23 protein-coding genes and 1 pseudogene are annotated in these 26,105 nt (G+C 38.1%); 14 read left to right on the top strand and 10 right to left on the bottom strand.

All coding sequences use genetic code 11. The annotated features are described in order from the left end of the window. The first annotated feature begins 123 nt into the window (after positions 1 to 123). From BW142_RS05680 to BW142_RS05670, 3 genes are all read left to right on the top strand, one after another. Positions 124 to 675 carry an isochorismatase family protein gene (locus tag BW142_RS05680; RefSeq protein WP_076924203.1) on the top strand — a complete coding sequence of 184 codons (552 nt, stop codon included), beginning with the start codon at positions 124 to 126 and terminating at the stop codon, positions 673 to 675. A gap of 148 nt (positions 676 to 823) precedes the next feature. After that, positions 824 to 2,290, top strand: coding sequence for a methyl-accepting chemotaxis protein (locus BW142_RS05675; protein ID WP_024600566.1), 1,467 nt, complete (start codon positions 824 to 826; stop codon positions 2,288 to 2,290). Further along, complete coding sequence (locus BW142_RS05670; protein ID WP_076924202.1) at positions 2,274 to 2,798, top strand: DUF6436 domain-containing protein; 525 nt, start codon at positions 2,274 to 2,276, stop codon at positions 2,796 to 2,798. Before BW142_RS05675 ends, BW142_RS05670 begins: the two co-directional genes overlap by 17 nt. 62 nt (positions 2,799 to 2,860) lie before the next feature. Here BW142_RS05670 and BW142_RS05665 read toward each other — a convergent pair whose 3' ends face one another. Both BW142_RS05665 and BW142_RS05660 read right to left on the bottom strand, forming a co-directional pair. Then, a complete protein-coding gene (locus BW142_RS05665; RefSeq protein WP_076924201.1) occupies positions 2,861 to 3,418 on the bottom strand; it encodes a TMEM165/GDT1 family protein in 558 nt (185 codons plus the stop codon). Positions 3,419 to 3,931: 513 nt separating this feature from the next. After that, positions 3,932 to 4,825 (bottom strand): LysR family transcriptional regulator, encoded by an 894-nt coding sequence (locus BW142_RS05660; protein ID WP_076924200.1) that lies wholly within the window; start codon positions 4,823 to 4,825, stop codon positions 3,932 to 3,934. 125 nt (positions 4,826 to 4,950) lie between these two features. Between BW142_RS05660 and BW142_RS05655 the strand changes: the two genes are divergently transcribed. Both BW142_RS05655 and BW142_RS05650 read left to right on the top strand, forming a co-directional pair. Then, positions 4,951 to 6,153 (top strand): NADH:flavin oxidoreductase/NADH oxidase family protein, encoded by a 1,203-nt coding sequence (locus tag BW142_RS05655; protein ID WP_076924199.1) that lies wholly within the window; start codon positions 4,951 to 4,953, stop codon positions 6,151 to 6,153. 547 nt (positions 6,154 to 6,700) lie between these two features. Continuing rightward, positions 6,701 to 6,895 (top strand): (2Fe-2S)-binding protein, encoded by a 195-nt coding sequence (locus tag BW142_RS05650; RefSeq protein ID WP_002960627.1) that lies wholly within the window; start codon positions 6,701 to 6,703, stop codon positions 6,893 to 6,895. A gap of 65 nt (positions 6,896 to 6,960) precedes the next feature. Here BW142_RS05650 and bfr (BW142_RS05645) read toward each other — a convergent pair whose 3' ends face one another. The 5 genes from bfr (BW142_RS05645) to BW142_RS05625 all read right to left on the bottom strand — a co-directional run bounded on the left by bfr (BW142_RS05645) (position 6,961) and on the right by BW142_RS05625 (position 12,578). Further along, positions 6,961 to 7,425, bottom strand: coding sequence for a bacterioferritin (gene bfr / locus BW142_RS05645; protein ID WP_024593101.1), 465 nt, complete (start codon positions 7,423 to 7,425; stop codon positions 6,961 to 6,963). Positions 7,426 to 7,437: 12 nt separating this feature from the next. Continuing rightward, entirely contained in the window at positions 7,438 to 7,908 is a 471-nt protein-coding gene (gene bfr / locus BW142_RS05640; RefSeq protein WP_002958985.1) for a bacterioferritin, read from the bottom strand. A gap of 457 nt (positions 7,909 to 8,365) precedes the next feature. Then, a complete protein-coding gene (locus BW142_RS05635; protein WP_076924198.1) occupies positions 8,366 to 10,501 on the bottom strand; it encodes a TonB-dependent receptor in 2,136 nt (711 codons plus the stop codon). Between the two features lie 73 nt (positions 10,502 to 10,574). Continuing rightward, a complete protein-coding gene (locus BW142_RS05630) occupies positions 10,575 to 11,645 on the bottom strand; it encodes a PepSY-associated TM helix domain-containing protein (RefSeq protein ID WP_076924197.1) in 1,071 nt (356 codons plus the stop codon). 57 nt (positions 11,646 to 11,702) lie between these two features. Beyond that, complete coding sequence (locus tag BW142_RS05625) at positions 11,703 to 12,578, bottom strand: cation diffusion facilitator family transporter (protein WP_076924368.1); 876 nt, start codon at positions 12,576 to 12,578, stop codon at positions 11,703 to 11,705. A gap of 257 nt (positions 12,579 to 12,835) precedes the next feature. Here BW142_RS05625 and BW142_RS05620 point away from each other — a divergent pair, with 257 nt between their 5' ends. The 8 genes from BW142_RS05620 (at position 12,836) to BW142_RS05585 (ending at position 22,745) form a co-directional block, all read left to right on the top strand. Then, positions 12,836 to 17,599, top strand: coding sequence for a PAS domain-containing protein (locus BW142_RS05620; protein WP_076924367.1), 4,764 nt, complete (start codon positions 12,836 to 12,838; stop codon positions 17,597 to 17,599). Positions 17,600 to 17,611: 12 nt separating this feature from the next. After that, on the top strand, positions 17,612 to 18,094 hold the full coding sequence (locus tag BW142_RS05615) for a GNAT family N-acetyltransferase (protein ID WP_076924196.1): 483 nt from the start codon (positions 17,612 to 17,614) through the stop codon (positions 18,092 to 18,094). Between the two features lie 80 nt (positions 18,095 to 18,174). Beyond that, positions 18,175 to 18,681 (top strand): hypothetical protein, encoded by a 507-nt coding sequence (locus tag BW142_RS05610; protein ID WP_076924366.1) that lies wholly within the window; start codon positions 18,175 to 18,177, stop codon positions 18,679 to 18,681. A gap of 12 nt (positions 18,682 to 18,693) precedes the next feature. Next, the gene (locus BW142_RS05605; protein ID WP_076924195.1) at positions 18,694 to 19,305 is read left to right on the top strand and encodes a superoxide dismutase; all 612 of its coding nucleotides are present in this window, start codon (positions 18,694 to 18,696) and stop codon (positions 19,303 to 19,305) included. Between the two features lie 74 nt (positions 19,306 to 19,379). Further along, positions 19,380 to 20,732 (top strand): AlkA N-terminal domain-containing protein, encoded by a 1,353-nt coding sequence (locus tag BW142_RS05600; protein ID WP_076924194.1) that lies wholly within the window; start codon positions 19,380 to 19,382, stop codon positions 20,730 to 20,732. Next, positions 20,732 to 21,202 carry a methylated-DNA--[protein]-cysteine S-methyltransferase gene (locus BW142_RS05595; RefSeq protein ID WP_076924193.1) on the top strand — a complete coding sequence of 157 codons (471 nt, stop codon included), beginning with the start codon at positions 20,732 to 20,734 and terminating at the stop codon, positions 21,200 to 21,202. The genes BW142_RS05600 and BW142_RS05595 overlap by 1 nt, the downstream gene beginning before the upstream one ends. Before the next feature lie 75 nt (positions 21,203 to 21,277). Then, positions 21,278 to 22,069, top strand: coding sequence for an amino acid ABC transporter substrate-binding protein (locus BW142_RS05590; protein WP_076924192.1), 792 nt, complete (start codon positions 21,278 to 21,280; stop codon positions 22,067 to 22,069). 82 nt (positions 22,070 to 22,151) lie between these two features. Then, on the top strand, positions 22,152 to 22,745 hold the full coding sequence (locus tag BW142_RS05585) for a thymidine kinase (protein ID WP_007582344.1): 594 nt from the start codon (positions 22,152 to 22,154) through the stop codon (positions 22,743 to 22,745). Here the strand turns inward: BW142_RS05585 and ltaE are convergent. Both ltaE and rlmF read right to left on the bottom strand, forming a co-directional pair. Next, positions 22,719 to 23,723 (bottom strand): low-specificity L-threonine aldolase, encoded by a 1,005-nt coding sequence (gene ltaE / locus BW142_RS05580; RefSeq protein WP_076924191.1) that lies wholly within the window; start codon positions 23,721 to 23,723, stop codon positions 22,719 to 22,721. The genes BW142_RS05585 and ltaE overlap by 27 nt on opposite strands. 40 nt (positions 23,724 to 23,763) lie before the next feature. Next, positions 23,764 to 24,696 carry a 23S rRNA (adenine(1618)-N(6))-methyltransferase RlmF gene (gene rlmF, locus BW142_RS05575; protein ID WP_076924190.1) on the bottom strand — a complete coding sequence of 311 codons (933 nt, stop codon included), beginning with the start codon at positions 24,694 to 24,696 and terminating at the stop codon, positions 23,764 to 23,766. Between the two features lie 128 nt (positions 24,697 to 24,824). On the opposite strand from rlmF, the gene BW142_RS05570 reads away from it, so the two are divergent. Beyond that, a complete protein-coding gene (locus BW142_RS05570) occupies positions 24,825 to 25,727 on the top strand; it encodes an alpha/beta fold hydrolase (RefSeq protein ID WP_076924189.1) in 903 nt (300 codons plus the stop codon). A 196-nt stretch (positions 25,728 to 25,923) separates the two neighbouring features. Here BW142_RS05570 and BW142_RS05565 read toward each other — a convergent pair. After that, positions 25,924 to 26,105 (bottom strand): annotated as a pseudogene (locus BW142_RS05565) (IS4 family transposase); the annotation flags it as partial.

Raw genomic sequence — 26,105 nt, 5'->3', positions numbered from 1 at the left:
TAGTAAATATAGCATAAGTTTTTATTTTTTAATTACAAATAATATACGTAAAGTTAAAAGTTCTATTTTCAAATAGTGAGCTAATCTAAATAGATAACAGTTAATGTTCATGAGGAGAGTATAGTGGTTTTATCTAATATTGATGTAAAAAACAGCGTATTATTAATAATAGACTTACAAGAGTTGCTTGCTCCTGCAATTAAAGATTTTCCGAATATTTTAAAAAGTACATTGCAGTTAGCGCAGGCAGGTATTATTCACGACGTCTCGGTCTTAATAACTGAGCAATATGTCAAAGGGTTGGGCGCGACTAATCAGCAAATTAAAAATACATTACCTAATGCTATGTATTTTCATAAAACGTACTTTAGTGCATGTGCAGAGCTCGGCTTTGTTGATAAGTTAAAAAGCCATGATAAAAAGCAGGTTGTTGTTGTGGGCACTGAAGCGCATGTATGTGTTTTACAAACATGCTTAGATTTAATAGAAAATGGTTTTGAGGTTATTGTCGTACACGATGGTATTGGCTCGAGAAATCCGCAACATAAAAACTTGGCAGTTGAGCAATTACGCCAAGCGGGTGCGGTAATTTCATGCGCTGAAATTGTTATTTTTCAATGGACAAAAAAAGCAGCAACGCCTACGTTTAAAAAAATACTGCCTATAATTAAGTAGACCACATGTATATAATGTAAATCAAATGTATTACTTTTTGATGTGTCGGTAGTTTATTATTGTGTTCAGTGAACTGAAACTCGTTTTTACACGTATATTGCAGACTGCTTTATAAAACAACAATGCAAACAACAATTTTAAGGTTTTTATGTCTAGTATTGGCCGGTTATTTACAATTATTTTCAGTCTTTTGTTTGTCGAGTCTATCGCTATTGGCTTGTATTTCGACACATTAGCGCAGGCCTTTATGATAGGTTTGCCATTGTGTTTATTACCTATATGGCTTTTAAACACACAAGGGGACAGCCCTGTTACCCCGCATGTGATAGCTGCAGCCATAATGATGTTTTCTTTTTTGCACATACAACAAACTTTTGGGTTGATTGAAGTCCATTTTGAAATATTTATTTTAATGCCCATGTTAATTGTTTTTGTACAGTGGCGAGTGTTTATTACTGCAATTGTATTCGTGGCAGTTCATCATTTGTCTTTTTATTATTTACAAACTCAAAATACAGGATTTTATGTATTTGATCCTGACAGGCTTGCTTTTACTACGGTGCTTATTCATGCTGGATACGCAATAGTTGAAGTGTTAGTTGCAGGCTACATTGCCATAATGTTGCAACGCGAACGTCGTGCAGCTCTATCTTTAAGTTATGCGACAGAGCAAATAATGAAAGACCCTGAAAACATAAAACTCTCTCTTCGCGCTGATGATACTAAAAGTGAAGCTGTAGCAGGTTTTAACACGTTACTAGATTACTTATCGGATGTTATTAAGCAGGTACAAACTCAATCTGAATCACTGCAAAAAAACTCACAAGAGCTTATACATGTTCATGATCAGCTTGCCGGTGGTGCAGTGCAGCGTACACAACAAACTGATGATATTGCTAATTCTGGCGCTCAAGTTGCTAATGGTTTTAAACTTGTAGAAGAAGAAAGTGAGGTGCTAAAGCGTCAAGTAGACCATATTACACAAGCTGCGAGCGACGCATTAAAAGAAGTTCTTCAAACAGATGCTAAAAGTAGAGAGCTGTTAACACTACTTAACCATACTGAAGAAAAAATAAACCTCTTAGTGGCTGCGGGTGATGTTATTTCAGGTCTTCTAAATGAGATATCAGGTATTGCTGAGCAAACAAACTTACTTGCTTTAAATGCCGCTATTGAAGCTGCCCGTGCAGGCGAACATGGTCGAGGTTTTGCTGTTGTTGCTGATGAGGTAAGATCTTTGGCTAACCATAGTAAAGCAACAACAGATAAAATTAGTCTAACATTAAAAGATCTTGTTAATAATAGTAAAACGTCAACACAATCAATGAGTCAGTGTGTGAATTTTGTAGTTGATTTAACAAGTATTAGTGCTGCAATGAAAGAAAATATTTCAGCAATGAGCGAGCAAATAGCCGCAGTATCTTCAAGTTCTGATTCAGTTGCACAAGTTGTAGCTGAGCAGGCAGGTAATACTGAATTAATAGCAAGCAGTACTGATACTATGCGACAAAATCAGTACCAAGATACGCAAATAGTGCAGCAGTTAACCGCTAAGGTGCAGTTAATAGATGTAAGTATTGATGTGTTAGAGCAAAGCATTGCCAAGTTTAAATAAATCTAACTCTTTCGTATTTTCGCTTATAGCTACATGGCTTATTTGCGTTGTTACAGGGTTAGTTTATTTTCAATTAGAGCAGCTTAAACCGTTTGATAGCTCAAAAATTTTAATGCAAAAACATTGGTTTATTAATTTTAAAAAGCAATTGGATTGGATTGATAGTGGTGAGCCGTCTTTAGTGCTTATAACAGAAAAAAACTGCGGGTGTACTATACAGGCTAAGCCACATATTTCATCGCTAACTTCTTTTGCTACGAATAAAGGCATAAAGATTGTGGAAGTTGAATTAACACCAATTCTTAAACACATTATTCCGGCAACGCCTGCTGCTGTTATTATTAACAAAGCGGGTGAATTTGTTTATGCAGGGCCGCTCTCCGAAGGATTAGCTTGTGCTCAGGGAAGTGGTTTTGTTGAAACTGTGGTCACTAATTTAGCTGCAGGTTTTAACTCAAACCTCTTAATTACACAAACCAAGGGATGTTACTGTGTAAATAATGCATAAATAACGTGCAGAAAAAAATTAAAGCTCGCACTTAAATTAACAGTTGCGAGCTTTAATATTTATTAAATTGTAACTAAGCCATAAATACCTAATGATACAAACACACAAGCAGCAATAGCACGTACGGTGTTTAAAGATATTCTTTTTAGTAATGCATTTCCGGCGTATATAACAGGGACATTAGCAATTAGCATACCTAACGTGGTTCCTACCGTTACCCAAAACACAGACTGATATTGTGCGCCTAGCAACACCGTCGCTATTTGTGTTTTATCACCAATTTCTGCAATAAAAAATAATACAAAAGCGACTAAAAAAGCCCCGTAGCTATCGTATTTACTACTTACAGCTTCGTCTTTGTCTGGAACTAATAGCCAAAGGCCAACTACAATAAAGCTTATGTTAACAAGCCAAGGTAAATATTCAGAAGAAAAACTATTACTTAACCACTGCCCAAACCATGCTGATAAACCATGATTGAGTAAGGTTGCGGCTAAAATACCAAGAATAAGCGCGCCTTTATTACGAAAGCGGGCGGCTAACAGGAGCGATAAAAGCTGGGTTTTATCGCCTATTTCGGCAAGTGTGACAGTGACGGTTGAGGTTAAAAAAACTTCCATTATTGATTCTTACAGGCGGGAATACTAAACCAAGGCAAACAACTATCTCCCGCCATGAGGATAGTGTCTACCTAGGTCTCGCCGATAACGCTTGCTACAACATTACAAACTTACCATGCACTTGAGGTGCAATTATGTTGATAAGTTTACTCATTACTGAGCGGGCTACTCCCCTAAGAGGCGGGCATTATTCCACAAAAGTTTTGTGCGGTAAATATTAAGAATCGAATATAGTTTTTATTCGGGAGTAATAAAGTTGGCTTTTGGTAATTAGTTGATAGTCAGGAAAGAGCGAGAAGCAGACGGTCAGATAAACTCGTTTTTGGACAAAAGCTCGTCAGAGTAAATAACCTAGAACCCCGCTTTCAGATAACTTCTCGTATCTCAAAACGTCAAAGACCACCGTTGTCAGCGGTGGTCGGTTTGCGCGGAACTGGACAGTTTCGAGCATGGTCGATTTTGGGAGTGAATTATTTTTTGCTGCAATACTGTATATTAATCCACGAAACACCATCACGAAACGATTTGTGCCACTTTCTTCCTGAGCAGTTCCCGAAAAGCAATAACAGCGGGGCTAACCTGCTCTCTGCTTGGACAGATTAGATTTAACTCAACAGGTGGTGATTCAAAGCCTGGTAAAAGCCGTACAAGTTGCCCACTCCGAAGTTCTGAATGGACATCTATCTGGGAGCGATACGCTATCCCTTTACCACTAACAGCCCATTTACGAACAATGTCAGTATCATTGCTGACTCGATTGCTATCCACTTTGACTTTGTATGAGCCAGAATGACCAGCGTATTCCCAACTGTTCAATAAACGACCAGCTCGACGGTGCAATAAGCAATTATGCTCCTTTAAGCTGTTAGGATGCGTTAGCTCACCATGTTTAGATATATAGGATGGAGAGGCGCAGGTGATCCTGCTCATGGTGGCGATATGAAATGAAACCATCGATGAGTCTTCTAGCTTCCCATAACGAAGTGCCATATCAACTTGGTCGAGAAAAAAATCTGAAATTGAATCGCCAACCGTAAGGTCAATCGACAATAAAGGGTGTTCATCCAGTAACTCTTCTACCCAGTGTAAAAGAGTATTGCGCCCTAAGTCAGATGAAACGGACAACCTTAGCTTACCACTCACCTTACCTTGTGTCTGATGTGCAGCTATACGACCTTGCTCCAAACTGGCTAATGCCTGGCGACAATGAAACAGAAATTGTTCGCCTTGAGGTGTGATCCTTAATTGCCTTGTGGTTCTGATAAGTAGCTGTATATCCAACTTTTTTTCCAGTCTTTTAAGCGCAGAGCTGACTGCCGCAGGAGTGACACTCAGTTGTTTTGCGGTTTCCGTTATGCTGCCTGTTTCCACTATTCGTATGAATAGATTGAGATCTGATGTATTCATTATTAAATAATATTTAAAAGTGTTTGAACTATTGCTATCTTTTTAGTTTAGTAAAAATCGGGGACAATGTCTCTACCGTTATTAATTAACACCGTACATAAGTATTGGTGCCCCGAGAGGTAGATATGACCCAGCCATTACACACCGCGAACTTACTTGATCCTCCTTTAGAGCTCCCTTGTGGCGCAGTCATCAAAAACCGTCTAATAAAGTCAGCAATGTCTGACTCACTCGCTGACGGTGAAGGGAACCCTACTGAAGCTCAGTCTCGACTCTATGAACGATGGGCAGAGGGTGGTATTGGGTTATCCGTCATTGGTGAAGTGCAGGTAGATCCCAGGTTCCCTGAAAAACCAGGAAACCTGGTATTAACTAATCAATCCAACCTAAAAGATTTACAAATGTTAACCTCCCGCGCATCGATTAATGATGCCCACATATGGCCTCAGTTAGGTCATGCAGGAGGACTGGCTTACAAACTACTTAGCCAGCCCAAAGGTCCATCACCTCTTAAGATAAGTGAATTTGAATGTGCAGGTATGTCAGAGAAAGAAGTATCTTTATTGCCAGATGTGTATGCCAGAGCTGCGAAGATTGCTAAAAAAACAGGGTTCACAGGTGTTCAGATACATGCAGGTCATGGTTTTCTGCTTAGCCAATTTCTGTCTCCGCTATTCAATCACCGCAAAGACCAATATGGCGGTTCAATACAAGCACGTAGCAGAATCGTTATAGAGATAATAGAGAAAGTCCGAGATGCGGTGGGGGGGACTTTTCCTATTGGCATCAAGATGAACTCTTCTGATCAACTAGAAGGAGGATTATCTCAAGACGACGCTCTAGAAGTTATTCGCATCCTTAATAAAACGTCTATCGACTTGATTGAGATAAGCGGCGGTTCTTATTTTCCTGGAGCAAAATCCAGCTCTGACAGTGCTTCAAGCGGCCCGTACTTCATTGACTTTGCAATAAAGGCTAAAAGCTTAACAAGTATTCCTTTAGTAGTGACTGGCGGTTTTAAAAAACGGGAGCAGGTAATAGATGCCTTATCTATAAATGCAGCGGACTCCATTGGTCTTGGACGAGCATTGATACTCAGACCCGATTTGCCAAATGAATGGATAGATGGAGAAGGTGTTACTCCTCGCTTTCCAAAGTTTAAGTCACCACCTCAGGGGGGAATTACAGCCTGGTACACAATGCTTCTCACGGCGATAGCTAATGACAACGAAAGAGAGTTCAACTTAGAACTATTACCAGCGATTCAGGCCTATGAAAATCGTGACAAAGCGCGTGTTATGAGATGGCAGGCTAAGTATCAATTATAACCCAACACCTACACACCAAAAAACGCATCGTTATGCGTTTTTTGGGATCGCAATATCTGAAGTGCAATTTGCGTATCTATGGGAGATTCCGAGCACAGCCCCTCAATCGCCACCCATGAGGAAAAGTACTTCGATGTCAGTGGCTCGATCTGCCACCGAGTAATCAAACTAACGCAGAAAGGGGCAGAAACGAGTTACGCGTGAATGACCGCTATTGGCACAAACCGGAAATCACCGCTCCATAAATTCCGTATTTATACATAAAGGTTTTTAAAGCCTTAATGTAATCAATTTGCAACCATTCAAATATTTAGCTAAACCGAATTTTACTTACATTTAAGGTGAACTTTAATTAATACATCTCAATCTGTGTGCCACACCTTGGTTGAAATTCAAACTATTCTCAAGCTACCGCGAATTCTCAATTTAAGTGGCGCTGGCCAAAAAAAAATTCAAATAATACACATTTTTTCAAATAACAATTGATAACTATTTTTGTTTAGATTAATATGCACATACTAAATGTAATTGAGAGTGGTTTGTATTCATGTATATTTGTCTATGTCACGGTGTGACTGATAAAAAAATTGAGCAAACAATTGACGATGGTGCAACCACCATGCGTGAATTAACTAAAGAGCTTAAAGTAGGCAGCCAATGCGGTAAGTGTTGTGGTTGTACTAAAAAAATCCTTAATCGCAGACTTATACAAATTGCGGATGTGACGGATCAAGTTGCTTAATTACATATAAAATTTAGATATAAAAAAAGCAGCTTTTTAGCTGCTTTTTTTATGCTTGTTACTATTTACAGTTGAGACTGCAAGTAGTTTTTAATGCCCGTATTTTTAATAAGTAATTGTTGGGTTTCTAACCAATCAATTTGCTCTTCTTGCTCATTTAAAATGTGGTCAAGGGCTTCACGGGTAATATAATCTTTTTTGCTTTCAGCCAGTTTAACTGCGCTTTGTAACTCACCAATAGTATCAAGTTCAAAACTCATGTTAGCTGCAATCATTTCTTCGCTGTTCTCACCAATACGCAGACGACCTAAGTCTTGAAGATTAGGTAAACCTTCTAAAAACAAAATACGTTCGATTAAACGATCGGCGTTTTTCATTTTTTGAATAGATACTTTGTAATCTGCTTTGTCTAGTTGAGTGAAGCCAAAATCTTTAAACATGCGTGCATGTAAAAAGTATTGGTTAATACCAACAAGCTCATTAGCGAGTACTTTATTAAGCGCTGCAATAACGTCTTTATCGCCTTTCATACTATGCTCCTACTAAGCCATTTGTGCTTGATGATAATTTTCAGAACCAATCTTATCAATTAAGCCAAGTTGTTGCTCTAACCAGTAAACATGATCTTCTTCGGTATCAAATAACAGTTTTTCTAAAATGCTACGAGATTGATAATCTTGTTGTTCTTCACATATTGCGATAACGTCTTTAACACACGCAACTACTTCAAGTTCTAGTGTTAAATCGTTTTGCATCATGCTTTTTACGTCGTTACCGATAAGTAAATCACGGCGTTTAGTCATATTTGGTACACCTTCTAAAAACAAGATGCGCTTAATAAGCCAGTCTGCGTGATCTTTTTCTTCTTCCATTTCGTGGTTAAGGCGCTCGTATAGTTTGTTTAAACCCCAGTCGTCATACATGCGCGAGTGTATAAAATACTGGTCGATTGCTGCTAATTCGTTAGCTAACAATGTATTAAACGCATCGATTACTTTTTGATTACCTTTCATGATAAATCGCCTTAACTATTTCAATTGTATGTAGTGTAGTACAAATAGCCTATATTGCAAGTTTTCTCTATAAAAATCATTGCGTTACTATTGGTTTTGATTCTCATTTAAGTTTGCGTTACTGCTTGGTTTATGGACAGTTTTTTATTTGCATTAGCATCTAATAGACGCCTTAAATAAAAAAGTGAGACGTCTATTTATGTGGGATTTGTTAATTAACCTGAACTCTGGATAATAAATCTATCTCGAGCAGCTATTTTCAGCGCTAACTGCGTTGAATTTACTTGCAATAGGCTAGCTATTGACGCGTAAAGTCGCCTTGTTTTCACTGAGAATCTCTGGCTAGAGAAAATCAATTTAAATATCTCCATGATTCTATACGTCAGTAAATCTCTTAACCAGAGCTCAGGTTAAGCATATAGGCATGCAGGGCATGCCTATAGTGTGTGTTTATTTGTTAAAATTGGTATGTAGCACCCAATGTTGCAGTTGTGCCTAATCCTTTAATGTTGTACCCACCGTAAGTATATGCTTGTGCGCGGGCTGGGTAGTAATCACTATTGAAAAGGTTTTCTATTCCAAAATAGCCACTCCACTTGGCGTTAACATTGTATTGGCCACTTAAGTTAAATGTGTTGTAGCTACTAACAGGGCCCTGATCGCCGGAGTATTGGCCTTGTGCGTTTTTATCAAAGCGCTTTCTGTCGCCTACGTATAAAAAGCTCATTGCAAGTGATAGTTCGTCATTTGTTTGCCATGTTACATTAGCTGTTGCTTTAGGTGGGCTAATTTGGCTTGCGCCTAAATAGTCATCTGTCTCGGTGTTTTTACCTTCAACATAGCTGTAAGTAGCACTTAATTTAAGGTCTTGGGTAATAGTGTAGTTAACTAGTCCTTCGTAACCCCATATTTCTTGTGGTGCACGCACGGGTTCGTAAACACCCGTTACTTCATTATATTCACTACTTGTACCAAGCTCTGAGGTACTTCTGTAAAGTGCAAATTCAAAACGCACGTTTTCAAACTGTGAGGTAAAACCAACTTCGTAATTATCGATTATTGAAGCTTGGGTTTGAATAAGCGCAATATCTTCAACGGTCGCAGAACGAAGTAGGCGACCAATATCAGAAATGTCAGAGCCTTGTGAGTAACTAAAAAACGGACTAAACGCCTCTGTTAAATTGTATTTTATACCAGCGTTATAGGTTGTCGCGTCGTAATTAATACTGTCGCCACGCACACTCAATGGCACTGAGCATTGTGATTCGGTTCTGCACAGCTTTAATGTTTGATAGTCACTTACGCTCAAATCGATGCTTTCGTTTCTTACGCCTGCTTTTACAATAATATCATCGTTTATTACCCATTTTGTTTGTAAAAAGCCGGCAATACTTTCCATGTCCATTTCTGGCACCCACACACGGCCATCTACTAAGGGTTGCGATGTTTTATCGTTTAAGGCATCAATGCCGTAGATTAGGGTGGCTGTTATATTTTCAAAATCAAACTGGCTATTAAACGTGGCTCGTGCACCTTGTTTATCTGACTTAATAACCGATTGACCACCGCTGTAACCTTCATCAAGATTCGCTAACGCGGTTGAGAAAAAGAACACGTTTTCTATATTTTGTTTATATAGATCGAGGGTCATTTGTGTGTTTTCAAACAACGCGTAATCAACATATTTTAGGGTTATATTCTCGTTGCCTTCTGGGCCTTGCGGTTTACCTTGTTTTTGAAGCTCTAAAGGGACGTGTATAGCGTATGTTTTTTCCCCTATATTGCCATCGCCAGTCACATCGCCTAAGTCTGTTTTTTGTTGTGAACTGTAAAAGTTGTAGCTAAACTGAAGTTGTTTTTCGTCGTCAAAATCGTAACTTAACTTTGTAAAGTAGTTTTGAGTTTCAGAATCAGATAAACCATATTGCAAGCCTAAAATATCGCCCTGTGCATCGCGTTGTACGCCGTTTTCTTCATAGCTTGCTGTTAGTAGATAGCTTAATTTATCAAGTTTACCGTTCACTGCTGCTGATATTCTACCGCCGCCACTTTCTGCTAACTTAACAGCGCTAAAGCGACTTGAAATACTTATTTCGCCTTCCGGTTTACCATCACTACGCGCTTGTTTTGTTATGTAGTTAATAATGCCACCTGAGGCACCATTACCATAAATAGAGGTTGCTCCTTTTATGACTTCAATGCGCGCTATTGCGCTTGCGTCTAACGTTTTTACACCTAATGAACCATTACGAAGAGGGGTTGATTGCGGTACGCCATCAATCATTATTAATGGCGCGCGACCACGCAGTGTTTGTCCTGAATTACTTGAGCTGCCAGTGTTAGGTGCAAGGCCTGGAACCATTTGCGCGAGTAAACTCCCCAGCTCTGAGCTTACTTTTAAATGCTGCTGTATTTGTTGCTGATTAATAACGGTAATTGAGGCTGGTACTTCGTCAATGCTTTCTGATATTCGGCTGCCAGATACAATCACATGCTCTAACTGATCAGAAGTGTATTCATTTTTATTATTTTCATTTGCTAACGTGTTAGCACTTATTGCAACAGCAATAAGGCAAAGCGAAGTTTTTAACATGGGAGGGTCTTAGTTGATAATAAGTTGCGTAATGGTAATTATTATCAACTAATGACGCAAGTGTTAATGAGATTTATTTCCATTTGTGGCGTTTTAACCAAAAATACACACCGCTTACAATAAAAAATGCGAGTGAAAGGGCTATTAATAACCATAAAAACTGCACTATAGGACCTGCAAAATCACCAATGTGAAATTTATACTTAAAGTTCCATGCTTGTGTTGTGAAGTTGGTTTTACTGGCGTCAAATGAGTTTAATACTTTACCAGTAAATGGGTTAGTCCAAACCCAGCTGTAAGCATGGCTTTCGCCAGGGTTTTGCATTCTCAGTGCAATTGCTTCGTCATCTTTTTTAGGCAAGTAAATTCTATATGTTTTGCCATCAGGGAATACGCTCTCGGCATTTTTTATTGCTTCGTTATAATTTAAAACAGCTTGAGAAAGGGGGATTATTTTTGGCGCTTTAGGTCTTTGCTCTACTTTGTTAAACGTTACAAATTCTAATACAGATTGAGTTTGTGTTTTCCAGTTAAATGCCATGCCAGTAAAAGCAATAAGCATAAGGGGTATAAAAAAGTAAACACCAAGTACTGTATGTAATTGATACATGAGCACTCTAAATTTGGCTTTTGGTTTTATAGCTAAACGTTTAACTCTGTTTTTTGGTTTTACCCATAAGTAAAAACCAAGTAATACATTTACTAGCAGCAGCAATGCACATACCGACATCCAATTTCGAAAGGTTTTTTCACCCTTACTGTTTTCAAACAACAGCCAGCGATGTAAGCCTTGGGCAAACCCATAAATAGTATCGGTTGATTCATAGACGTTTAGTACACTCCCTGAATAGGGATTAACACTAGCGTAGTGTTTATTAGCTAATCTAAACTGCCATGCGGCGTTCGGTGCTTGCTCTGGCATAAAAAAAGTAATTTTTTGCTTAGTTTGAGTTTGTACATTTTGTATCAACTCATCGTAATGCATAAAAGTAGCTTGTGGTGCTACTTGCCATTTTGCGGGTTCTATTAAGTGCTGAATGTCTTTTGCATAAATCATAACAGCACCGGTTAAGCTCACTATTAATAAAAATAGTCCGCTAATAAGGGCAAGGCCTAAATGAATTCTACGTAACCAAATTTTCAAAAACGGTATCTCATTATGAGTTAATGCTAATATTGTAAATGATAATACGAGCTGTTTTCAATTAAATAGTGATGTATTTGGTTGGATTTCTATTATGCAATTTTCGATACTATAATTATCGTGTAAGAATATTTTTATGGCTTGCAAATTAATTGCTTGCTGAGTGCTAATAATAAGCTCGCAGTAGCTTTCTTTATCGTCTAATTGCCAAAGCTTAATACTGGTTACCGATTCGATATTAAATTTACTACTAATAGCATCCGATATTGCGTGTGTGTCGATGTTGTCAGGCGCTGCTTGCATTAAAACTTTGCAGCTTTGTTTTAAAAGTAAAATGCCATGATAAATTACATACATAGAAATAAGTACAGTGGCGATTAAATCAACAATATACCATTGATATAAAATAATTAAGGTGCCAGCAATGATTACCACAATAGATGCCATTGCATCTGATACGTTATGAATGAAGGCTGCTTTTATATTTATACTGTGATTTGCACCAGCTCGATAGGTTAAATACGCTGTTGCTAAATCAATCACTAACGCTATTGCGGCCACCCACACAACTATCCAACCATTAATTGGTTGAGGGTTTAAATAACTCGAAATTGATTCAAAAATTAAATACACACCAATTATTATTAGTGTACTGCTATTAAAAAGAGTGGCGAGTATTTCAGCGCGTTTATAGCCAAAGTGATGAGTGTCATCAGCTGGTTTATTACCGATTTTTCGTGCAATCAAGGCTATAAATATAGCGGCGGCATCACTTAAGTTGTGAAGTGCATCTGCTATCAGTGACAAACTGCCCGAAAATAACCCACCAATAACTTGGGCTATGGTTAGTAATACATTAATAAAAACTGCAACGGTGAGCTGCTTATTACTTTGGTTTTCGTCTACATGACTATGTGAATGATCGTGCGCCATTGCCATAATCCCTTCAAATACATTGACTGAATATTGCTTATATCATGGGTGGTTTAAAACAGCTACAGAAGTTGTCGCGTACATGAACGTAATTTTAAGTTAATGATAAAGGCGTATTTTCTTAAATGCGTAAATTTAAGTTTGTCGCGCTAAATGTCGATTTTTTAAGGAGTTTACGGCTCAAAACTTGCGTCTTTATATATTTAGTGCATTAATGTAAGTAATATTAAATGATTAAAAGCTGCTGGGTATTAAGCATGGACAAAGGTTTAAACTTTGGTGAATTAACAGGTAAAGGACAATCTGTTCGAAGTAAGTTAATTATAACCTTTATAATTATAGCTTTAGTGCCACTTTGTATACTTACGTGGTTTAGTCTTGAACACGTAAATCGCACCCTTAAACAAAATGCAGACACCGAACTTAACGAACTTAATAATATAGGCAAGCAATTTGCTGATATTTGGTTTGCAGACCATGTTAAAGATTTATATTTGCTTAGGTCACAACTTGATATTAGCTCTGCTAAAAAACAAAAATTAATAAATCAATTTGTTGAGCAGTATGACTTCGTTAATCATGTAGAGCTTATAGATATAAACCTTGTTAACTCACGACCTTTATCACCTTTTTTTGATGTTATTAAAGAGCAGCGCTTTGACGACATACGCACAGGTATTAAAAATACAGGCAAGATTCAGTTTCAGTCAATGACTGCCTCAGGGCGCGACTATCATATTATTGGCTTGCCGGTATTAAATGATGAAAATAAGTTACAAACAATATTGATCGCAGATATAAATTTAAACGGCTTATTAAATAATTTAAGTAAAATACACGCTGCTAATAAAGACATAACATTTTATGTTATGTACAAAAATAAAATTCAAAAAAGTAATAATTCAGACGATACCCAACCACTATTTTTCTCTCAAAACGGATCACCAACACAACGTGTTTTTACTTATAGTGATAAGAATGAAGTCACTTTATATGGGTATATTAATTCATTAGAGTTTTTAAATGAATCTGGCTGGCAGCTACTCGTATCAAAACCAAAAGAAGTCGCACTACAAGGCGCCAATTATTATAAGCAGCTTGCTGTATTGACTAATACGGGGGCGTTATTGCTTATATTAACGCTGTCTTGGTGGTTTGGTCGCCGGCTTTCTCAGCCTTTAATTGACTTAGCTAAAATTGTTGAAAATATTACAAAAGGCGATTTGGTTAAAGTTCCAATAATAAACGACAGTATAGAGTTTAATCAGCTTTCATTAGGTCTTCGTAAGTTAGTGGACGTAAAAGCAGAGCAACAAAGTATATTGCAAAAACAACGTTCGGCACTTCAAATTGCATTAAAACAATTAGCTGAACAAAAAAGCGCATTAGATGAACATGCAATTGTTGCTGTAACCGATTTGCATGGCACTATCACTTTTGTAAATAAGAAATTTTGTGAGATTAGTGGTTTTGATGAGCATGAATTAATAGGCGAAAACCATCGCCTTTTAAATTCGGGAAAACACGAAAAAGAATTTTTTAAAAATATGTATAAAACCCTTAAACATGGCGACATATGGAACGGGCAAATATGTAACAAAGCTAAAAATGGTGATTTTTATTGGGTAGATACGACCATCGTGCCATTTTTAGATGAAAACGGTAAACCACAAAACTATATCGCTATTCGTACCGACATTTCAGCACTTAAATTACAAGAGTTGGAGCTTGAACAGCACAAAACACAGTTACAACTAGTGATTGACTCAACAGCCGTGGGTATTTGGGATTGGTATATCGATTCTAAAAAAGTGACATTTAATAATCGCTGGGCCGAGATTATAGGTTACAAACTCAGCGAGCTTGAACCATGCACTATAGATACTTGGTATACCTTTGCTCACCCTGATGATTTAGCTATATCGGAGAGAAAACTTCAAGCGTATTTTGCCGGCGAGACTGACTATTATGTTAGCGAAGCCCGCATGAAGCATAAAAATGGAGATTGGATCTGGGTTCTCGATACTGCAAAAATAGTTGAGTGGAATACCGATGGCTCTCCAAAACGTATGATAGGTACGCATTTAGATATATCTGATCAAAAATCTACACAGCATGAACTGCAAGGAAGTCGAGATAGGTTTGCATCTTTAGTATCAAATATACCGGGCATTATTTATCGATGTAAATTTGATGACAAATTAAGCATGCTTTATATGAGCGACCAAGCGAGTGAAATAACAGGCTATTCGCCTGATGAGTTGATACATAGCGAAGCCATTAACTTTTTTGATTTAATATGCAAAGACGATTCTACAAAAATAAAAGCTGAAATATTAAGCTGTGTCGGCGCCAAGCAACCATGGTCTGTTGAGTATAGAATTACAGCTCGCGATGGTTCCTTGCATTGGGTAAACGAAAAAGGCCAAGCGATTTACGCAGATGATGGCAACATATTGTATTTAGATGGGTTTATTTTAGATATTACGGATCGTTACAATACTCAATTAGAAATAAATCGTCAGCAAAATTTACTCGAATCAATGAGTAAGCAAGGTCAGATTGGCGCATGGGAAATTGACTTAGAGGCGCATACGCTTTATTGGTCTGATGAAGTTAAAGTTATTCATGAGGTACCAGAGGGTTATGAGCCTAGCATAGATACCGCAATTGATTTTTATAAACCAGGAATACACCGAGACACTATAAGTACCTTGTTTGAATGCGCTGTGACTTTAGGTGAAAGTTGGAGTGTTGAGCTTATTATTTTAACTTATTCGGGGCAGGAGCGTTGGGTTAAATCAATGGGCCAAGCAGAGCTTAGAGATGGAAAATGCATACGTGTTTTTGGCTCGTTTCAAAGTATTGATGCGCATAAGCGACTTGAACTCGAAAGCGAAAAAACAAACAGGTATAACAAAAATTTAGCCGCACTTACTGTTGCCCCTGAAGTACAAAACAGTAATGTAGAACAAGTTAAAAAGTTAGCAGTTAAATCTATGTGTGAAGTGCTAGATATTGCTCGCGCTTCGGTATGGATTTTTAACGATAAACGAGATGTGATGACATGTCATAGTTTATACATTAAAGGGCAAGGTTTTGTAGATACAAATGCTGTTTTAACTGCTAAAGACTACCCTGAATATTATAACGCCATTTATAAGCAAAACTTAGTAGCTATTGATGATGTTTATACGCACCCAGCAACTGCTGATTTTATAGAAGCGTATGCAAAACCACTAAATATTAAATCGATGCTTGATGCAGTGATAGCAACTGGCGATGGTAATTTAGGTATTTTGTGTGCTGAAACGGTAGGCGAGCACCACAATTGGACGCAAAGCGAAGAAACGTATCTTCGATCATTAGCTACTTTAGTGGGAAGCTCTTTAGTTTCTCAGCAGCGTAAAGTAATCAGTGAGGAGTTAAAAGTAGCGCTTGTTAAGGCTGAAGATGCAGCGCTTGCTAAGAGTCAATTCTTAGCAACTATGAGCCACGAAATAAGAACGCCAATGAATGGTGTGCTCGGTATGCTAGAGCTTGTTCAATTAGAATCATTACCTAAGCCAATAGAGACAAAAGTAGACATTGCCAAAACAAGCGCACATTCTTTATTAGCCGTGATTAACGATATTTTAGATTTTTCTAAAGCCGAGGCTGGTAAAATCGAACTTGAAGAGATTAACTTTAATGGACGAGATTTAATTGGCGAAGTTGCTGCCGCGCAAGCATTTACTGCTCAAGACAAAGGCATTGAAATAATTTTAGATTTGTTAGCCTTGGAGCCTTCGCAATTATGCGGTGACCCCGGGCGAATTCGCCAAGTACTTACTAATTTACTGAGTAACGCCGTTAAGTTTACGGCTAAAGGCGAGGTTGTGGTAAGTGCGAAAATTAATAAAGTGGTTCAAGGTTTAGAATTTGTTGTAAGTGTAAAAGACTCAGGCATAGGAATAAGTGAAGACAAACAACAGCAATTATTTACTCCGTTTTCTCAAGTAGATGCATCAACAACGCGTGAGTACGGGGGCAGTGGCTTAGGGCTTGCCATCTGTAAACAACTTTGCGAGTTAATGGGAGGAGCTATTTCTGTCACTAGCGAAGCAGGTAAAGGAAGCACCTTTACTGCCTCTATAATGCTAACACCGGGAGATCAAAAAGAACGTTATATTCCTAATATTAATATGGAAGAATTAACTGTTTTAGTTGTTGATGATAACGAAACAAATAGAATAGTAATTTTACAGCAGCTTGAACACTGGGGCGCGAAAGTTGTTCTGGCATGTGACGCACACCAAGCACTTGATATGTGTGCGCAGCAATATAAAAGCGAAAATTGCATGTATGATATTGCAGTGCTTGATATGCAAATGCCAGGAATGGATGGCATAGAGCTTTGTAAAGCATTAAAAGCACATGAACATTATAAATCAATGCCACTTGTAATGATGACTAGTATTGCTGGTATGGAAGGCGCGCAGCGCTATTCTGATGCTGGTTTTCAGGCATATTTCCCTAAACCAGTAACCACCGCTGATTTAATTTCTGCACTGTCCGTTATTACGAGTAATGGAGCAGGAGAAGCGCTTCCACTCGTTACGTCAGGTTATATTTCGTCACTCAAAAAAGAAAAGGTACAGGAGTCTTCTCAAATATTATTGGTAGAAGATAATCCCATTAACCAACAGGTGGCTAAATTAATGCTCAAAAAGCTTAATTGTGATGTTACGATTGCCGGGAATGGTCAACTGGCAATTGATATATTAAAAGCTCACGATTCAGGGTTCTTTAAGTTAGTACTTATGGATTGCCAAATGCCTGTTATGGATGGTTTTGCTTCAACCGCGGCTATTCGCAAAGGATTAGCGGGTGAACAACACAAAAATATTAGAATTATTGCTATCACCGCTAATGCAATGGACTCCGATAAAGAGCGTTGTATTACAGCTGGAATGGATGATTATTTGAGTAAACCTATTCAATTAGATATTTTAAAAGATAAATTAGAGCAGTATATTTAAGGTAAAAATACAATGAGCCAACCCGTTATAATACGTGATGCAAAACCAAGTGACGCAAAAACAATTTTGCACTTTATTACCGAACTTGCCATATACGAAAAAGAACCGGATGCGGTAAAAACCGATGAACAAGCAATTTTAGATACTTTGTTTAGCGAAGGGGCAACAGCCCACAGCATAATTTGTTTAGAGGGCGATGAGCCAATTGGTTTTGCAGTATATTTTTATAATTACTCTACTTGGTTAGGTAAAAATGGCCTATACCTTGAGGATTTATATGTAAGCCCAGATAGTCGTGGCAATGGTGCAGGCAAAGCCATTATGAAGCACTTAGCTAATAAGGCGATTAGTAATAACTGTGGTCGTTTTGAATGGGTGGTGCTTGATTGGAATAAACCCGCTATCGATTTTTACAACAGTATTGGCGCAAAGCCTCAAAACGAATGGATTATATATCGCTTAGCAGGGCAGGAATTATTAGATTTCGCCAAATAGTTAATGAAAATCATTTGCATTTGGGTTGTTGGGTGTGTAAGTTAAATACACACTCAATAATTAAATGTGCAGATGATTATATGATCTCAGGTCAAAAACAGCCCCACCCAGATCTACTCTATCTTGAGCAAGCATTAAGCCCTTGGCAGTCGAACATAATGCAAGGCAATTATGCATTTGAGCAGGGTGCTTTACTCGAAGCACGCGATAAATACTTATTAGCCAAAACGCTTGCGGATCATCTCCTTCAGCAGTTTTTATATGCTCAGATTAATAACAATGCCATTTATGCTATTGAGCATTGTATACCCGCACTTGTTGTTGCGTCGCATAATTTAGCTGATACCTATATAGCTATGCAGCAGCCAGAAAATGCATGTAAATGGCTATGCGAAATACACCTAACGCTTTGTTCTTTAACAAAGCATACTCATTACGATATACAAAAAGTGAGTAAGCATCATTACATTAAAACTTCCTCTGAACTTGTGTCATTTGCACGCCGGTACCCTTCTCTTCCAGAACTGATTGAGCAAGTTAATTTTTGTTTAAGCTCAAACACACCTTCAAATAAACAATTGCACTAAAAAGGACTATTTATGACGTTTACTTTACCTAAACTAGATTATGAATACGATGCATTAGAACCTCATATTGACAGTAAAACGATGCATATTCACCACACACTGCATCATCAAACGTATATCAATAAAGCCAATGCTGCTTTAGCAGATACTGAGTATGAAAACGTAAATGTTGAAAAATTACTTAAGGGAATAAACAGCCTGCCTAGTAATCTGCAAAAAGCAGTACAAGAGCATGTAGGAGGGCATTTTAATCACAGCTTATTTTGGCAAGTAATGAGCCCACAAGGAGGCGGTAAACCTGAAGGTATTGTGGCTCAGGCTATAAATGAGCAACTAGGCGGTTTTGATAAGTTTAAAGAGGAATTTACAGCCGCGGCAATTAGCCAATTTGGTAGTGGCTGGGCATGGTTATGTGTCACGCCAGATAAAAAGCTGATTATACAAAATAGCGCTAATCAAGATAGCCCTTTAATGCACGGGAATATCCCTATTTTGGGACTTGATGTATGGGAGCATGCCTATTACTTGAAGTATCAAAATAAGCGTCCTGACTATATTGCCGCTTTTTATAATGTGATTAATTGGCAAGAAGTACAAAGGCGTTATTTATTGGCTATTGGTTGAGTGCCGAATATGGCTAGTAATGTGAATTTTTTTGTATAAGCTAGGCTCTATAAGGTTAATTTATAGAGCCGCTTATGGATAATTCACATTGGCAAAAAGCACGTCAGAGCCGCGATCCTCGTTTTGACGGGCTTTTTTACGTAGCGGTAAAAAGTACCGGTATTTATTGCAGACCTATTTGCCCTGCACCAACGGCTCACGAAAAAAACGTTGTTTATTATCAGTTTGCCCATAACGCGGCGCAAGACGGTTTTAGACCCTGTATTCGTTGCAGGCCTGATAGTGCCCCTGGCAGCGCAGCATGGCAGGGTACAAAAACGACTGCACTTAGAGCAAAACAGTTAATAGATCAAAATGACGAGTACGACTGCGAAAAATTAGCAGCTCGTTTAGGTGTAAGTAGTCGTTATTTAAGACAGTTGTTTAAGCAGTATTTTGGTGTGTCGATTACGCAATATCGATTATTTAACCAATGTCACTTTGCTAAAAAGCTGATTCAAGAAACACATTTACCCCTTACCGAAATAGCGTTTTCCGCAGGCTTTAAAAGCATTAGGCGCTTTAATGATGCATTTTTACAGCAGTTAAATATAGCTCCCTCGAAGCTACGTAGTAGCGATAAAAAACCAACGTCAACACTCACATTAACGTTACCATTTAGGCCGCCTTATAATTGGCCTGCTTTGCAGGGCTTTTTGCAAAGGCGTTTGATAAAGCCAATGGAGTGGATAACGCAAACGAGCTACGGACGTACTTTTGCAAGTGAGCAATATAAAGGAAGTTTTACCGCTGAATTTATAGCGAGTAAAAACCACTTTAGTGTGTCTATCAATATAGATAATACGTCGTACTTACAACCTGTTATAAATAATATACGCCGTGTGCTTGATTTAGACGCCGATATTAATTTAATTCAAATGCATTTAAGCGCTAATATAAATAATGCATTTACAGTGTGTGAAGGGCTCAGGCTTCCGGGGATTTGGTCAAGTTTTGAAGCAGGGATAAGGGCAGTACTTGGACAACAAGTCAGTGTTACTGCGGCGCATAATTTAGTAACAAAGTTAGTTGATGAATTAGGCGAAAAAGAGGGTGATGCTGTTTACTTCCCCACAGCTAAAATTGTTGCTGATAGTGATTTTGCTTTTTTTAAAATGCCACAAGCACGCAAAAATGCACTGCACAATTTAGCCCATTTTTGTGCACTAAATCCTGAAAATGACGATTTAGATGAATGGCTTAGCTTAAAAGGAATTGGCCCTTGGACAGTAAATTATGCAAAGCTGCGAGGACAAAGCCAACCCGATATATTACTTGATGGTGATTTAGGTGTTAAAAAAGCACAAGCAGCGGCAAACCCGTTTGAGCCTGCTAATTGCGCTCCTTTTCGATCTTACTTAACTTTTCAACTTTGGCAGCAATTATAATGATAATTCAAACATCAATTTCGAGCCCAATAGACGACATAATTATTCAAGCGACCGAAAAAGGCGTGAGTTATGTTGGGTTTTATCCACCAGTTGAACACCCTTATACGCCATTTGAGCAAGTCACTAACAAGGCGGTGCTTATTTGCGCTGCGCAGTTAAAAGAGTATTTTGCAAAAAGTCGCACTACTTTTGATGTACCACTTGATACAAGCGGTACGGTATTTCAGCACAGTGTATGGCAAGCATTATTAACGGTACCTTTTGGACAGTCGCAAACATACGGTTATATTGCAAACCAACTCAATAACCCAAAAGCAGTGAGGGCGGTAGGTGCTGCTAATGGTAAAAACCCGATCAGTATTATAGTGCCTTGTCACCGAATTATTGGCGCAAATGCAAAGTTAACGGGTTATGCAGGTGGGCTTGATAGAAAACTATGGTTGCTGAAACACGAAGGATTAATGTAAATTAATTTAACGAATATTTTGTATGTTTAGTACTACATACTACACTGTAGATTTAGTTTATAAATAAAAATCACTATGAAAATTAGAACGTTACTTTATATTTTTGTTTTGAAGTGTATTGTGTTTTGCAATGGCGTTACGGCCAAAGAATTACTTTTTTGTTATGAAGATAAAAACGCAGCACCACTATTTTTAGGTGTTGATAAGGCTATACCTATTGATCAACCTGAGGCCTCAGTGGAGGTTTTAAGCTTATTAGATAAAGCGATTGATGGTGTTGAGATTAAATTTGTTAGAAAGCCATGGCGTAGATGCTTAAACGATTTAGAATTTAATCGAGTGAATGCTGTTATTGCAAGTTACCGCACAGGACGAGAAAATGTTGCTGTTTACCCTGTTGATGAACAAGGTAAGTTACAAGAAGAGTATGCAGTAAGTGAATTTGGTAGCTGCCTTATAGGGCGTTATAAATTTCATAAAGAATGGGAGACTCGCGAAGTATTTCAAAATAAAGCATTTACGATAGCTATTCCTAATGGCTATGGGCTAAATAGCGCGTTAAAAGAAGAACCATTTTTTATTCATAATACGTTCTCTAAGAGCAAAGCTTTTGAGTTGCTAGATAAGGGCGTGGTGCAGGCGAGTGTCGATCTATGCCAAGTAGATGGCTTAAAAGTGTCGAGTTACCCTTATAAAAGTAAAAATGTTAAACCTATTTACCCACCGTACGAAACCAGCCATGGTTACCTTATTTTTTCAAAAAAATTCTACGAAGAAAATAGCACTCTAAGCTTGCAAATGTGGCAATGGTTATCAAAATTTGAAAGTGCACCTGTGTATATTAAATACTTACAAACACCTAAATAACCTCATTAAATTCGCGTTTGTAAATTGGTATTAATTTAATATTAAGGTAGCATAAGCGCACTTTTTATAAAATGGCACCGCAATGGCTCAATTATACTTTTACTACTCTGCAATGAACGCAGGTAAATCAACCACGTTATTACAATCTGCATTTAACTATAAAGAACGTGGCATGGAACCTGTCATCCTTACTGCGGCCATTGATGATAGACAAGGCGTGGGTAAAGTATCGTCTCGTATTGGCTTGCAAGCTGATGCGCATGTATTTGATGCTAGCAAAGATGTTTTTGATCTTATTCAATCACTCAACAATGATAAAAAACGCCATTGTGTATTAGTTGACGAGTGTCAATTTTTATCAAAAGAACAAGTAATGCAATTAACCGATGTGGTTGATGAACTTGGTATACCGGTATTGTGTTATGGCCTGCGTAATGACTTTAGAGGCGAGCTATTTATAGGGTCGCAATACTTACTTGCGTGGGCTGATAAGTTAGTTGAGCTTAAAACTGTATGCCACTGCGGGCGTAAAGCTAACCATGTACTTCGTACCGATGAAAATGGTGAAGCAATAGCCGATGGTAACCAAGTAGAAATTGGCGGCAATGACCGATATGTTTCGGTATGCCGCAAACATTATAAAGCCGCGTTAAATATGGGCCGACAAAGCATTTAAAAATGTATCAATATCTTCGCGCGTAATATCTAAATGCGTTACTAGCCTAAGCTGCTTGCTTGGGCTAAATAATATACCTTGTTGTTTAAGTGCCTCAGCAATCTCTTCAATGTTTATACTGTTAGTGTATGTTGCGTAAACCATATTAGTGGTGTTACTCATATCGACAGTAAAGCCACTGATTTCACTTAATTGTTGAGCCAAATAACGTGCATTTGCATGATCGTCTTTTAAGCGCTCTATATTGTGCTCAAGTGCAAACTGCCCAGCGGCTGCAAGCATTCCGGCTTGGCGCATACCGCCACCAAGTACTTTTCTCCATCGTCTTGCTTTATTAATAAGTGCTGGTGAGCCTATTAATAAAGAGCCTACGGGCGCTCCCAAGCCTTTAGATAAACAAATAGAAACTGAATCAAAGTGTTTTGTAATTTCAGTGATATCAACATTTAGCTCAACTGCGGCATTAAATGCTCGTGCGCCGTCTAAGTGCAGCGCTAGATTATGTGTGTTAACAAAGTCACGAGCTTGGGCTAAGTACTCAAGAGGCAGCACCTTTCCGCCAATGGTATTTTCTAAACTAAGCAATCGCGTTTTTGCAAAATGGCAATCGTCTGGTTTTATAGCCGCCGATATTTTACTAAAAGGTATACTGCCATCAGCATCGTTTTCGATAGGCTGTGGTTGCACAGACCCTAAAACAGCTGCACCGCCGCCCTCAAACTTATAGTTATGCGCATTTTGGCCACAAATGTATTCGTCACCTCGCTCACAATGCGCCATTATTGCAAGTAAGTTGGCTTGTGTACCTGAGCTACAATAAAGTGCGGCTTCAAAGTTAAAACGCTTACACGCATAAGCTTCTAGTTGGTTAACGCTTTCATCATCGCCATATACATCGTCACCAACCGGTGCGTTGTACATAATATCGCGCATTGTGTTTGTTGGTTTTGTAACTGTATCAGAGCGAAAATCTATCATGATTGCCTTATCCTTTTTATTGTTTTTAATAAAATTGGTACTAAGCCAGCTCGCTACAAATTTGTTCACGAGTTTCTTTATCAAAGTAGCTCCATGCAATAAAGCGGCTAATTTTTTGACCTTGTGCCATATCAACTATTTTATATTGTGCTATTGGGTGGGCTTTTAATACTTCTTCAAGGGCTGCAATATTATCTTTTTTGGATACTAACGACGTAAACCACAGTACTTGCTCTGCAAAGTCTTCGCTTTCTTTAATCATATTAGAGATAAACTGTACTTCACCGCCTTCGCACCATAATTCATTATTATGGCCACCAAAGTTAAGCGCGTTACTTGGTGTTTTGCCTAAGTTTTTCCATTTACGTTCACTACCTTTAGTCGCTTCTTCTTCACTGGCATGAAACGGAGGATTACAAAGTGTTAAATGGAATAAATCCTTTTGATTTATAACGCCTTTAAAAATATGTGATGCGTTTTTTTGTTGTTTTAGGGTTATTTTTAAACCATTAAACTGAGCAATTTGCTTTGCTATTTTTACTGAGGTTGCATCAATATCAGTCCCTGTAAAATGCCACTTATATTCACTTGTACCAGTAAGCGGGTAAACTAAATTAGCGCCAGTACCAATATCAAGTACTTTAATTTGCTTACCTAAAGGTATTTGTTGTTGATTATCATCACTTAATAAGTCGGCTAAGTAATGAATGTAGTCAACACGCCCAGGTATAGGTGGACATAAGTTGTGCTCGGGAATATCCCAAAAATCAATATTATAATGTGCTTTTAAAAGAGCTTGATTTAGTGTTTTAACGGCTTTGTTATCACTAAAATCAATGCTTTTAGTACCTGCAGGTGTTGTTATAACAAAGGGCAGTAGAGCAGGGTGCTCTGTTGTTAATAAATCGAAGTCGTACCCATTTTTATGTAGGTTACGAGGGTGTAATTTTGAACGTGCTTTATTTTCTTTCATGGCTTCATTTTAACAACAGATATGATGTAGTGATTGTAACAAATGCTGATGAGTAAAGTGCAGACATTTCCTTTGGTATATTTAATATTACTGGTAGGATGAGTTGAAAATAATAAAAAGGAATAACTGTGACGATTTCTCAGCAATCAATAATTATTAACTTAGCTGATCAACAAACACTTCATTTACGCCGTATTAGCGATGAAAATCAGCAAGGGCCTGTCGTATTTTTTATGCATGGAGCTGTAGAAAACGGTAAAATTTTTTATACCCATTCGAATAAAGGACTTGCCCCTTTTTTGGCTGAGCATGGATATAGATGTTATGTGGCCGATTTACGTGGCCGAGGTGATAGTAAACCGGTTATTTCAAGTGACGCTAAGTACGGGCAAACTGAAGCCATTTTAGAAGATATTCCAGCGTTTATTAAGCAAATAGAGTTGATTGAAGGCAAGAAGCCTGACTACTGGGTTGCTCACTCTTGGGGCGGAGTATTAATGAACAGCGCGTTTGCACGTTTCCCTCAATATATTAATGATGTAAAAGCGTGTGTGTATTTTGGCTCTAAGCGTTCTTTATTTAATAATCATCCTCAAAAACTATTACAAGCCAATTTAATTTGGTATTTTATGGCGCCTTTACTTGCTAAAAAACATGGTTATTTAAATGCTAAGGGCTATAAGTGGGGAAGCGATAACGAAACTCAAAAGTCGCATTATCAAAGTATGCAATGGGCTAAAAAGAAGCCATGGATAGATTCTGATGATAATTTTGATTATGCAAAAGCGCTAAACAGCCTGCATTTACCGCCAACGCTTCATATTGCTGCGGTAAAAGACAAAGCACTAGCTCAACCAATCGATATTCAAAAATTTATGGACGAATCTGGGCCTGGCATTCAACAAATGCGAATTTACGGTCGTAAACACGGGCATAATTTTGATTACGATCATATTAATATGCTTACCCACCCAAGTGCGCGTGATGATCAATTTAAAGATTTACTTAATTGGTTTAAAGCACGTCCGTAAGGGCCTGTTGACCTTTCAGGATTAAAATTTGTTCAATCTAGGGGCGATTTAATCGCGGCGCGAAGTTTGTAACCTAGTGGGCTCGATAACTGCTCCTGCTTTATTCTACTGGCTTACATCCATGTAAGAATAAGTAAAAACCGAGCAAAGCTTCCGCGTCCTGCTCACGCCCCTTACCTACATCCCTGTCTCTTGATCACAACTTTTCTGTCTGCTGAATTGATATTAACAATTCGGCAGATTCGACCATGTCTGCTAATTTCAACCACCCCTTCCAGAGTGCTTTTACGCCAACTCGACCATTTCTTTTACTGTCATACCACCCTCCCAATTTCGCTAAACTATAGTACAGCCAATGAAGAGACGGTACTTTATCCG

The organism is Pseudoalteromonas sp. EB27 (assembly GCF_001974875.1).
GTDB lineage: Bacteria > Pseudomonadota > Gammaproteobacteria > Enterobacterales > Alteromonadaceae > Pseudoalteromonas.
Note: the sequence above shows the minus strand (reverse complement) of the source record. Positions and strands in the feature narration are given on the sequence as shown.

What these genes read in the sequence shown, in the direction of transcription:
- bfr (WP_002958985.1), bottom strand. Translation starts at nt 7,908, where the DNA reads ATGAAAGGTAATCAAAAAGTAATCGATGCGTTTAATACATTGTTAGCT.
- BW142_RS05650 (WP_002960627.1), top strand. Translation starts at nt 6,701, where the DNA reads ATGTATATTTGTCTATGTCACGGTGTGACTGATAAAAAAATTGAGCAA.
- rlmF (WP_076924190.1), bottom strand. Translation starts at nt 24,696, where the DNA reads ATGAAAGAAAATAAAGCACGTTCAAAATTACACCCTCGTAACCTACAT.
- BW142_RS05610 (WP_076924366.1), top strand. Translation starts at nt 18,175, where the DNA reads ATGATCTCAGGTCAAAAACAGCCCCACCCAGATCTACTCTATCTTGAG.
- BW142_RS05585 (WP_007582344.1), top strand. Translation starts at nt 22,152, where the DNA reads ATGGCTCAATTATACTTTTACTACTCTGCAATGAACGCAGGTAAATCA.
- BW142_RS05615 (WP_076924196.1), top strand. Translation starts at nt 17,612, where the DNA reads ATGAGCCAACCCGTTATAATACGTGATGCAAAACCAAGTGACGCAAAA.
- BW142_RS05600 (WP_076924194.1), top strand. Translation starts at nt 19,380, where the DNA reads ATGGATAATTCACATTGGCAAAAAGCACGTCAGAGCCGCGATCCTCGT.
- BW142_RS05620 (WP_076924367.1), top strand. Translation starts at nt 12,836, where the DNA reads ATGGACAAAGGTTTAAACTTTGGTGAATTAACAGGTAAAGGACAATCT.
- BW142_RS05660 (WP_076924200.1), bottom strand. Translation starts at nt 4,825, where the DNA reads ATGAATACATCAGATCTCAATCTATTCATACGAATAGTGGAAACAGGC.
- BW142_RS05675 (WP_024600566.1), top strand. Translation starts at nt 824, where the DNA reads ATGTCTAGTATTGGCCGGTTATTTACAATTATTTTCAGTCTTTTGTTT.
- ltaE (WP_076924191.1), bottom strand. Translation starts at nt 23,723, where the DNA reads ATGATAGATTTTCGCTCTGATACAGTTACAAAACCAACAAACACAATG.
- BW142_RS05665 (WP_076924201.1), bottom strand. Translation starts at nt 3,418, where the DNA reads ATGGAAGTTTTTTTAACCTCAACCGTCACTGTCACACTTGCCGAAATA.
- BW142_RS05635 (WP_076924198.1), bottom strand. Translation starts at nt 10,501, where the DNA reads ATGTTAAAAACTTCGCTTTGCCTTATTGCTGTTGCAATAAGTGCTAAC.
- BW142_RS05625 (WP_076924368.1), bottom strand. Translation starts at nt 12,578, where the DNA reads ATGGCGCACGATCATTCACATAGTCATGTAGACGAAAACCAAAGTAAT.
- BW142_RS05595 (WP_076924193.1), top strand. Translation starts at nt 20,732, where the DNA reads ATGATAATTCAAACATCAATTTCGAGCCCAATAGACGACATAATTATT.
- BW142_RS05605 (WP_076924195.1), top strand. Translation starts at nt 18,694, where the DNA reads ATGACGTTTACTTTACCTAAACTAGATTATGAATACGATGCATTAGAA.
- BW142_RS05655 (WP_076924199.1), top strand. Translation starts at nt 4,951, where the DNA reads ATGACCCAGCCATTACACACCGCGAACTTACTTGATCCTCCTTTAGAG.
- bfr (WP_024593101.1), bottom strand. Translation starts at nt 7,425, where the DNA reads ATGAAAGGCGATAAAGACGTTATTGCAGCGCTTAATAAAGTACTCGCT.
- BW142_RS05590 (WP_076924192.1), top strand. Translation starts at nt 21,278, where the DNA reads ATGAAAATTAGAACGTTACTTTATATTTTTGTTTTGAAGTGTATTGTG.